Below are 9,760 nucleotides of genomic sequence, written 5' to 3' on the forward strand. Positions count from 1 at the left end.
GCTTCGACCCGGTATCGCATGGAGCAAAGGATTACCGCCGCCTCGGAGAAGATTTTCTAAGCAGAATAAAATAGTTATTATGTTTGATAGTAAACAATCTTTACCCGCCGCCACATCCGCAAAGGAACCTTTTTTCAGCGGCGTGCAACAAAAGAAAGCGCCTGGTTTTTTCCAGCCGAAGCTTTCCGTAAACACACCCGGTGATGCCTTTGAACGGGAAGCCGATTCGGTAGCGGATAAAGTGGTAAGCGGCAGTGGTGGCGCCGGACCAGTGGTACAAAAAAAAGACATCTCTTCCGTACAGCGCCTCGCCACTTCTGAAGCAGAAGAAAAGCTAAGTACCAGCGACGCCCGCATGCGCCGCGATAAAGACATTCAAACCAAGCCGGAACTGCAACGGAAATGCGCGGCCTGCGAACACGAGGAAGAAGGGCAGGTACAAAAATCCGAAGCCGCTGCCGGCGGCGGCAGTACCTCCGCTTCACCGCAGCTCTCTTCACAGATTGAAAGCTCCTCCGGTAAAGGCAGCCGTATGAGCGCTCAAACCGCCCATGAAATGCAGCATAAGTTCGGCGTGGATTTCAGCCACGTGAACATCCATACAGGCGCATCAGCCGTGCAAATGAGCAAAGAACTGGGCGCGCAGGCATTTACCCGTAAGAACGATGTTTATTTCAATGCAGGAAAATATAATCCTGATACCAGCAGCGGTAAACACCTGCTGGCACATGAACTTACACATGTGGTGCAGCAGGGCGCCGCTAAAGAAAAATCAGCCACACAACCTGGAGGGACCACATCATGAGTAAAGTAGCTACAAAGAAAACAGCCACGAAACAGAAAACAGTGGGGGCGCCTGAAGCCGCCACTCCCGCTATGGCGCCGGAACTGGCCTACCTGCAGGCGCTCATCAATTACCAGCTGGGCACCTATTTTAAAAAAGAAGGCACACCGTTAAAACCGCCGGTGCTGCCAAACAGGAGCGCCTGGCAAATTGTACGGCCGGAAGCCATGCAGCATAAATGGAACAATGAAGAACTTACCCTGCTGCTGATAGCGCTGGTACCGCATATCCTGCCGGAGTTTTACGATACAGCTATCCAGCAGTTCCTGCCCCAGGCCGGTGAATTTCCACAGCTGGGCGGTATACGCGGAAAACAATTCCGCGGCTTCCTGCCTACAGGAGAAACCGCCCTGTTCCTGCTGGCGGGTACCAACTGGAAGAAACGCCTGGAAATTCAGGAACTGTTTGAACCGGATCATGATTTTGCCCTTAAAAGAATTTTATGGCTGGAAGATGTGCAGGGCGGAGAGCCGCTGATGAGCGCCCGGCTTATGATGGACATCGATTACGTAAACCTCTTTATAAAAGGAAAACACGGCAGACCGCATTTCAGTATGAGCTTCCCGGCCAGGCTTATTGCTACGGAACTTACCTGGAACGACCTGGTGCTGGATGAATCGATCATGGCGCAGATCCGGGAACTGGAAACCTGGCTGCATCACAACGACCAGCTGATGAATGAATGGGGTATGAAACATAAGCTGAAGAAAGGCTACCGTGCCCTGTTCTATGGACCACCCGGCACCGGTAAAACTTTTACCGCCAGCCTGCTCGGCAAGTATACCGGCAGGGATGTATATAAAATTGACCTTTCCATGGTGGTGTCAAAATATATCGGGGAAACAGAAAAGAACCTCGAAACATTGTTTGCCAAAGCCGCTGATAAAGGATGGATCATTTTCTTTGACGAAGCGGATGCACTGTTCGGAAAGCGCACCAGCGTAAGGGATGCACACGATAAATACGCTAACCAGGAAGTATCTTACCTGCTGCAGCGGATCGAAGATTTTAACGGCCTTGTGATACTGGCTACCAATATGAAAAATAATATTGACGATGCATTCATCCGCCGTTTCAATGCCATCATACAATTCCAGGTACCGGGCGAACGGGAGAGGGCCGCTATCTGGCAAAAAACATTCCCGCCCAACGTTAGCTTCCAGGATGATGAAGACATTCCCGGCAAAGTGAAAAAGTACGAGATCACCGGCGGCAATATTATCAACGTAGTGCAATATGCCTGCCTGAAAGCACTGGAACGCAAAACAGCAAAGGTTTCCCTGGATGATGTGGTAAACGGCATCCGGAAAGAAATGAATAAAGAAGGAAGATCGTTTATTGTTTAACCATTCCCCGGTATGCCATCACGCATACCGGGAATTTATGTTACCCCGTATTCAACCGCCTATACAATTATTCCTCCCCGTTCCCTTATTTTTCCTATTTTCCTTGTTACCAATTCTACGTGTGTATGATCAACTTAAACCTTAAGGCGAAGGCGCAGAACACCTATGACGCTATTGTAGTAGGCTCGGGTATCAGCGGAGGCTGGGCCGCCAAAGAACTGTGTGAAAAAGGACTCAAAGTGCTCCTGCTGGAAAGAGGAAGGCAGCTGGAACATATCAAAGATTACACCACTGCTACCCAGGCGCCCTGGGAAACGCCGTACCGCGGCAGACTTACTCCCGCACAAAAAAAAGAACATCCCTATCTTATCCGTGAGCGGGTATACTCCGAGTTTAATGAAAGCTACTGGCTGAAGGATATTGACAGCCCCTACACGGAAAAGAAACGGTTCGACTGGACCCGTGCCGATATTGTAGGCGGCAGATCCATTATGTGGGGACGCGGATCCCTCCGGCTGAGCGACCTGGACTTTGAAGCCAATGCTAAAGAGGGCATCGGAATCGACTGGCCCATACGCTACAAAGACCTGGCCCCATGGTACGATCATGTGGAGGCCTTTGCCGGTATCAGCGGCCAGGCGGAAGGACTGCCACACCTGCCCGATGGCATTTTTCAGCCGCCTATGGAAATGAATTGTTTTGAGAAACAGGTGAAAGCCAGGATAGAAAAAACTTTCCCCGAAAGGCGTATGACCATTTTCCGCACCGCCAATCTTACACAGCCAATCGGCGACAGGGGCAAGTGCCAGTACCGCGACCGCTGTGCCCGCGGATGCCCTTTCGGCGCGTATTTCAGCTCACAATCGTCTACCTTGCCCGCCGCCGTGAAAACCGGTAACCTCACCCTGCAAACGGATGCCATTGTGAACAGCATCCTGTACGATGAAAGCAAAGGAAAGGCCACGGGGGTACGTGTCATCGATAAACATACCAAAGCAGTAACGGAATACTACGCCCGTATCATCTTCTTAAATGCTTCTACGTTGGGCAGCACCTTTGTGCTCATGAACTCCGTTTCCAGCCGCTTCCCGCAGGGAATAGGCAACGATCACGGCGTGTTGGGCCACTACCTCATGGATCATCATTTCCACGCAGGCGCCAGCGGAATTTCAGAGGAGTTCGGCGATAAATATTATTACGGGCAGCGCCCTGCCGGTTTTTATATTCCCCGCTTCAGGAACATAGGCACGGATAAACGCAGCTACCGGCGCGGGTTTGGGTACACCGGCTACAGCAGCCGTACCGGCTGGTCAAGAGGCATCGCGGAACTTGGAATAGGAGGGGCGTTTAAAGATTATCTCACCGAACCCGGCCCCTGGCAAATGGGCCTCATGGGCTTTGGAGAATGCCTGCCCTATGAAGAAAACCAGGTGACGCTGGATCACAGTATTAAAGACGCCTGGGGCCAACCCGTACTGCAGTTCAACTGTGAGTTCAAAGACAACGAACGGCAAATGCGCAAAGACATGGACCAGGACGCGGCCGCTATGCTGGAAGCAGCGGGGCTGAAAAACGTGACACCGTTCAACAGGGATTCCTATCCAGGTATGGCCATACATGAAATGGGCACGGCACGCATGGGCCGCGACCCACGTACATCCGTACTGAATGAGTGGAACCAGGTGCATACCGCCAAAAATATTTTTGTAACAGATGGCGCCTGCATGACCTCTTCGGCCTGTCAGAATCCTTCATTAACCTACATGGCGCTCACCGCAAGGGCGGCGGATTATGCAGTGAAGGAACTAAAACGGCAACAACTGTAGGTTAACTTTCTATTAAGCCGGTACACATGTTCTGTGAATTGATATACTTTCATCCTCTTTATCTCTCTAAAACAAATAAATACCTGATGAAACAATTATTATTATTCGCCACCTTATGCGCAGGCGCCCTGTCGGTAGCTGCGCAGCAGAAAGAACCGGTAGACGCTATCATCAACGAATTTTATCATCACCCGGAACATATCATGGTGGCGGCACACCGCGCTTCCCATAATAAATACCCGGAAAATTCACTGGCTGCCGTAAAAGAATCTATTGAACAGGGAATTGATGTGGTGGAAATAGATCTGCATGAAACAAAAGATCATATCCTGGTGGTAATGCACGATGCCACCATTACACGCACTACCGGCAAACCAGGGAAAATAAAAGATTATACTTACAGGGAACTGCAACAGTTTCCCCTGCTTTTTAACGGGCAACCCACCACGGAAAAGATCCCCACTTTTGAACAGGTATTGCAGCTCACCAAAGGAAGGATCATTGTAGATGTGGATTTTAAAGAAGACAGTGAATCCGCTGCGAAACAAGCCTTTGCTCAGATAGCGGCACACGGGATGGAGAAGCAGGTACTGTTCTTTATTTACGATCATCACCAGGCGCCCACCCTGCATAGCTGGAACCCTAAGATCCCCGTAATGCCGCGCGCCCATAGTATAGCGGAAGTGGCGGAAATACAGGAGATCGCCGCGAAGCAGGGAAAGTTCCCCGTGATCCATGGCGACGATTCCTTTTACTCGGATTCCCTCATGAAAAGCATTACTGCCAGCGGCACACGGGTATGGATGAATGCTTTGGGCAAATATGATAAACTGGAGTCGGAAAAAGAAGACGCCGGGTTTGACCAGCTGCGTAAAGATGCAGCCTATGCCAATGCTATTCAAACAAACTACCCCGAAAAGCTATTGGTTTACCTGCGCAAAAAAGGATTACACAAATAAAAGTTTTTACAGCAATCCCTGCTGGGCGGCTACTTTAATCAGTGCCGCCACATTCCTTACCTGGAATTTCTGGATCAGGTTTTTCCGGTGTGTTTCTACTGTCAGCGGGCTCAGGTTCAACTGCTGTGCAATATCGGGCGTGGTTTTACCATCCGCGATCAGCTGCAGTATTTCCTTTTCCCGCCTGGTCAGTTGGGGAATACCTTTTAATTCACTGATGGAAGGGCGCGCCATAATTTCTTTGGCGCCCCTGCTGAAAGTGATCATCCCGCTGAGCGCTTCCTGTATACAGGCTACCAGTTCTTCGGAAGATATATTTTTTAACAGGTACCCCGTTGCCCCGTTCTGGATCATTTGCAGGATCATGCTGCGTTCCGAATGATTGCTCAGCGCCAGTACATGTGTTTCCGGGGAAAGCGCTTTCACTTCCCTGCACAATTCTATACCGTTGGCATCCGGCAGTGTAATATCCAGCAGCAGCACATCCACTTTATTTTCTTTGAGGAAGGACATAAAAGCCATACCGGAAGTAAAACAGCCGGTGATTTGTATGGTCTTTACATTGTTGAGCAGTTTTTGCAGCCCTTCAAGTACAATCGGATGGTCGTCTACAATAGCCAGTGTGGCTGGGTTAATCAACATGTAATTCAATATTTATAGTGGTACCTTCATTCACAGCGGAGTCGATATCAATTTTTCCTCTCAGGAATCCTACCCGGTTACGGATATTACTTAACCCGATGCCTTTTTCATTCCCTGCTGCCTGCATGTCAAAACCTTTACCGTTATCTTCCTGGGTAATAAAGAAGATGTGGTCGTTCTGGCTGCATTGCAATATAATATTGCTGGCCTGTGCATGGCGGATAGCGTTGGACAGCAGTTCCTGTACAATGCGGTAAATGTGGATCTGTACTTCTTCCCGCAGGGTATCTTCAAATCCGAGGTCCTGGAAATCGATCCGGGTATTTTCACTCATGAGCGATTCACAAAGATCTTTCAGCGCGGTTTTTAATCCGAATTTCAGCAGGTTTACGGGCATCATGTTATGTGCAATGCGCCGCAGCTCTGTAACGGAATGATCCAGTTGCTGGGTGATCTTTTCGAGTTCGGCCCGCTGCCCCTGTGAGTAGGTATCTTCAATTTGCGCAGAGAGATTTATTTTGGCGCCGGCCAGCATGCCACCCAGGCCATCGTGCAGGTCCCTGGCCAGCCGGCGGCGTTCCTGTTCTTCGCCCTGTAATACGGCCTGGCTGAATTGTAATTGCTGCTGCTGCTCTATTTCGTGCAGGTGTTGCCGGTAGCTCAGTTCTTTTTGTGCGGCCAGCTTTTGCTTGCTGCGGTATACAAACAATGCAAATAACAGCACCACCAGTAAAATGAGGCTGGCAGCGCCCAGCAGCCAGTTTACCAGCCGGGAATTTTTAGCATGTAATGCATCCTGGATACCTTTTGCCTTCAACGCATCAATTTCTTTCTGCTTTTCAGCGTTACGGTATTTTATTTCCATGGCATGCACATCGTTGGTGAGCTGGGTCCGGGCAAGACTGTCGCTCAACTCACTGTAACGCTTCATCCAGGTGTAGGCAGGGCCCATCTGGTGCAGGTTTTCACAGGTGAGCGCCATACCGTAGTATAACTGCTGCCGGTTGGATACCAGTTGCATCATTTCTTTCTGCTGCATTAGTAGGGTCGCCATTTCCTTTGCCTTCACAAAGTTATTATCGTTGAAATAGGCATAGAACTGCTGCATTTGCAACCGCTGTTCTTCATACCGCATGCCTTTTTTCCTGGCCAGTTGTATGCCTTTATCAAGACTGGCCAGCGCATCCTTGAATTTTCCTTCCAGGGTATAATACATGCCTTCGGCAGCATAGTGATCCAGCAGGTAATCTGATTCGGGGAATGGCTCCAGTAGCTTCCAGGCACTGTCCAGCGCCGGTTTGGCTTTGGCATTCCGGGCCGACAGTGAATAGTTTTCCGCAATGGTATGATAGGCAGTTACCAGCTCATGGGAAGGGGAATGTGCATTCCTGAAGGTTTCTATCGCCTTCAGGCAATAAATTTCTGCTTTATCGAATTGGCTGGCATTTTTAAATACAATACCCACCGCCAGGTAATCCCTCCCGGCTGCTGTTTGGTCGCCAGCCTGTTGAGCCAATGGTATGGCTTTGTTCAGCAGGATGTCGGCAAATGCCTTATAGTCGTTTTTCCGCTGTGCAATAGCGCCATAGTCGTACCATGCTTTAGACCGGAATGTATATGCTTCCGCCGTTTTAAACCTGCTGAGTAAGGTATCCGCTTTCATGAAGCTGGCCTGGCTTTTATCGTAGTCGCCCTTCTTCAGTAAATTTCCTTCATAGAAATAGTAAAGCGCCTGCAGGTAGGAGTGCTGACCACTATATTGTTTACCCTTTTCCAGGTATTGCGATGCCTTTAAGGAGTCTTTGGCTGCCCAAAATTCCGACAGCAAATAATTTGCGCGGGCACGGATACTGTCTGACGGCGCCTGTTGCAATACATTTTCCAGGCTGTCTGTAAACGCTTTTTCATTCAGCGGGGGAGCCTGGGCAAAACACCAGGAACATACCGCAAGCAGGAATACCAATAAAGATAATCTTCTCATAAAGGCCAAAATATAAAACAATTGCTTACACACGATCGTTGCCGGCAAAAATACCTGAAAACAGGTATAAATAAATCATTGGATGCTGGTATTGTTCAAAGTGCCCGCCCGGAGTACATTTGCGGTAATGCCGATAAAGGTTTTAACCATCTGTATTCTGTAAATTTTATAACAGGGAAGCCGAAAACTGTGCTTAAAAGAGTAGGCATTTTACAATTGTCATTTATGAAGATACTTAAAAAGATTTTGTTCCCGGTATTAATGGTAGCTACATTGTTTACAGCCTGCAAAAAGGACGACGACAAACCATCGCGTTCTTCCCATAAAGTAGTTTTCAAAGCAATTGGTTCCAGCGGAGTAACTTTGAGCCACGGGTTATATGGATGGGATCAATCCGTAACCACCCTTTCCAATCTCACCGGCAACACCTGGACCAGCCCTGAAGTAACTTCACCTGCAGAAGCCATTAACCTGAATGTACTGATTAACGGCGCCGGCGCTACATCTGCGGCCACACTGAAGGTACAGATCTTCGTGGATGGAGAACTGAAAAGTGAAGGTAATTCCGCAGGCACGGTGCTTTCAGCAAGCGCTAATTATCGCTTCTGATTACCCGGTTAAGAAAATCCAAAAGTAAAAATCATTGTAATAAGCGAAATCATCATCCTGAGTCGGACAAAATCCGCAAAAAGGAATTGACAAGTATCTAACTGAAAAGGATATGAAACAACGCCGGCCGGTGTCTACCGCCAGGCAGGACTACAATTACATAATCAGATTTACTTTGAGTTGATAGCCTTTGAACTGTGCAGTTCAAGGGCTATTTTTATCAGAAAGACCTTTCCACATCGCCCACTGTAAACCACGGAATATCCAGCCAGCCTTTCTTCAGGGCAATTCCTACCTTGCTGTTAAGATCCGTTCTGAAATAGAAGTCTTTGCCTACCCTTACATCTTCTGTATTGTGTACCGGCCCCCAGGGCGCCAGTTGCAGGTGATAGCTGGTTGATTTTCCTTTGGAGATGCGTTTGAACAATACCTCCGTTTCAAAATATGCAGCACGACTATTATCCAGTCGGGTGTTCAGGGAAAGGACCGTACCATAACTATAAACCGGGATGAAAAACAGGTACAGGAAAGCAGCAGCCCAGGTGGCTGTACGGTTGGTGCTAAGCGCGCCCCTGATGGCAGTAACCACTAAGAACAATCCCATTAAAAAACCAATAGCAATGGCCGGCAACCATATATTGGTAGCATCCTGCACGTTAATATTTATGCCTCCCGTAATAAAAAGAATAAACGACGGGGCACATACGGCAATGAAATTGGAAGGCAGGGGACTGTTTTTATAGGTATCAATGGCAATTAACCCTTTGTAGTGATACATATAGGCGATGGCTATCCAGGGAGCTATTATAGCCAGTATAACAGCGTAAAAGGATACCTGCTGGATAAAGATGCCGCCTGCCGCAATACAGCTGGTAATATTGATGACCGTGGAATCCCGGCGGGCTTTCTCAAAAAGCAGTTTACGTTCTTTCCGCCCGCTGCCATACCGCTCATCCAGCATTACTTCTCTCATGGTCTGATCCGCCATTGAAAGGGTAAGATTGTTGTAACGCCGTTCTATCCATTGCCGCAGCTCCCTGTTGGCGCCCATGTAAATATAGACCTTTATCCTTTTCAGATCATTGCTGACAGGGGCCAGGTAAATATAGTTCTCATCCTGCGTGTAACCTTTGATCTGGGAAAACAATAATTCCCTTTTTGTAAACAATGTTATCGACCGGATATAGTCTTCCCCAAGTATTATTTTGCTTACAATAGTTTCCACGATCATCCATATGCCGGCAATGATAGCCAACCCCGAAGCAATGCTTACCAGCATGGTTGCCGTAGGATCAGTACTGTGAAAAAAGGCATAAATAAAGCCGGCAACGCCGGCGCCCATTATAATAATGCAGAAAACAATAATAAAAATTTTCCAGCCGGGGGCTAACGAATACGATTTCATGGTATAAAGTACTTAAATAGATATAGGAACACAAAAGTACAAATTTTACTTTCATGGCAAAGGGGGCTTTATCTTATAACCACCTGCAGGCAAAGTAGGAGAACGATTATGCCAAAAACAGCGCAAACCATGGCGGAGCAACTTGTTA

Annotated in this window: 8 protein-coding genes; 5 read left to right on the forward strand and 3 right to left on the reverse strand. The window is 48.3% G+C overall.

Going from position 1 to position 9,760, the window contains the following annotated elements:
• Window positions 1-79 precede the first annotated feature (79 nt).
• From VN105_RS03260 to VN105_RS03275, 4 genes are all read left to right on the forward strand, one after another.
• Complete coding sequence (locus VN105_RS03260; protein WP_325637880.1) at window positions 80-805, forward strand: DUF4157 domain-containing protein; 726 nt, start codon at window positions 80-82, stop codon at window positions 803-805.
• The gene (locus VN105_RS03265; protein ID WP_325637882.1) at window positions 802-2,190 is read left to right on the forward strand and encodes an ATP-binding protein; all 1,389 of its coding nucleotides are present in this window, start codon (window positions 802-804) and stop codon (window positions 2,188-2,190) included. Before VN105_RS03260 ends, VN105_RS03265 begins: the two co-directional genes overlap by 4 nt.
• Before the next feature lie 125 nt (window positions 2,191-2,315).
• Window positions 2,316-4,016 carry a GMC family oxidoreductase gene (locus VN105_RS03270; protein ID WP_325637884.1) on the forward strand — a complete coding sequence of 567 codons (1,701 nt, stop codon included), beginning with the start codon at window positions 2,316-2,318 and terminating at the stop codon, window positions 4,014-4,016.
• An 86-nt stretch (window positions 4,017-4,102) separates the two neighbouring features.
• A complete protein-coding gene (locus VN105_RS03275; RefSeq protein WP_325637886.1) occupies window positions 4,103-4,975 on the forward strand; it encodes a glycerophosphodiester phosphodiesterase family protein in 873 nt (290 codons plus the stop codon).
• A 6-nt stretch (window positions 4,976-4,981) separates the two neighbouring features.
• Here VN105_RS03275 and VN105_RS03280 read toward each other — a convergent pair whose 3' ends face one another.
• Window positions 4,982-5,617, reverse strand: a complete 636-nt coding sequence (locus tag VN105_RS03280; RefSeq protein WP_325637888.1) for a response regulator transcription factor — start codon at window positions 5,615-5,617, stop codon at window positions 4,982-4,984.
• The gene (locus VN105_RS03285) at window positions 5,607-7,598 is read right to left on the reverse strand and encodes a sensor histidine kinase (protein ID WP_325637890.1); all 1,992 of its coding nucleotides are present in this window, start codon (window positions 7,596-7,598) and stop codon (window positions 5,607-5,609) included. The genes VN105_RS03280 and VN105_RS03285 overlap by 11 nt, the downstream gene beginning before the upstream one ends.
• Window positions 7,599-7,823: 225 nt before the next feature.
• Between VN105_RS03285 and VN105_RS03290 the strand changes: the two genes are divergently transcribed.
• Window positions 7,824-8,207: a hypothetical protein gene (locus VN105_RS03290; protein WP_325637892.1), complete on the forward strand. Its 384-nt coding sequence runs from the start codon at window positions 7,824-7,826 to the stop codon at window positions 8,205-8,207.
• 220 nt (window positions 8,208-8,427) lie between these two features.
• Here VN105_RS03290 and VN105_RS03295 read toward each other — a convergent pair whose 3' ends face one another.
• Entirely contained in the window at window positions 8,428-9,612 is a 1,185-nt protein-coding gene (locus VN105_RS03295) for a hypothetical protein (protein ID WP_325637894.1), read from the reverse strand.
• Between the last annotated feature and the right edge of the window lie 148 nt (window positions 9,613-9,760).

It is taken from the genome of Chitinophaga sp. (genome assembly GCF_035564935.1).
Taxonomy (GTDB): Bacteria; Bacteroidota; Bacteroidia; order Chitinophagales; family Chitinophagaceae; genus Chitinophaga.

Bases quoted from the DNA above. Each gene is read 5' to 3' on its own strand.
- VN105_RS03290 (WP_325637892.1), top strand. From the start codon at position 7,824: ATGAAGATACTTAAAAAGATTTTGTTCCCGGTATTAATGGTAGCTACA.
- VN105_RS03270 (WP_325637884.1), top strand. From the start codon at position 2,316: ATGATCAACTTAAACCTTAAGGCGAAGGCGCAGAACACCTATGACGCT.
- VN105_RS03280 (WP_325637888.1), bottom strand. From the start codon at position 5,617: ATGTTGATTAACCCAGCCACACTGGCTATTGTAGACGACCATCCGATT.
- VN105_RS03295 (WP_325637894.1), bottom strand. From the start codon at position 9,612: ATGAAATCGTATTCGTTAGCCCCCGGCTGGAAAATTTTTATTATTGTT.
- VN105_RS03275 (WP_325637886.1), top strand. From the start codon at position 4,103: ATGAAACAATTATTATTATTCGCCACCTTATGCGCAGGCGCCCTGTCG.
- VN105_RS03260 (WP_325637880.1), top strand. From the start codon at position 80: ATGTTTGATAGTAAACAATCTTTACCCGCCGCCACATCCGCAAAGGAA.
- VN105_RS03265 (WP_325637882.1), top strand. From the start codon at position 802: ATGAGTAAAGTAGCTACAAAGAAAACAGCCACGAAACAGAAAACAGTG.
- VN105_RS03285 (WP_325637890.1), bottom strand. From the start codon at position 7,598: ATGAGAAGATTATCTTTATTGGTATTCCTGCTTGCGGTATGTTCCTGG.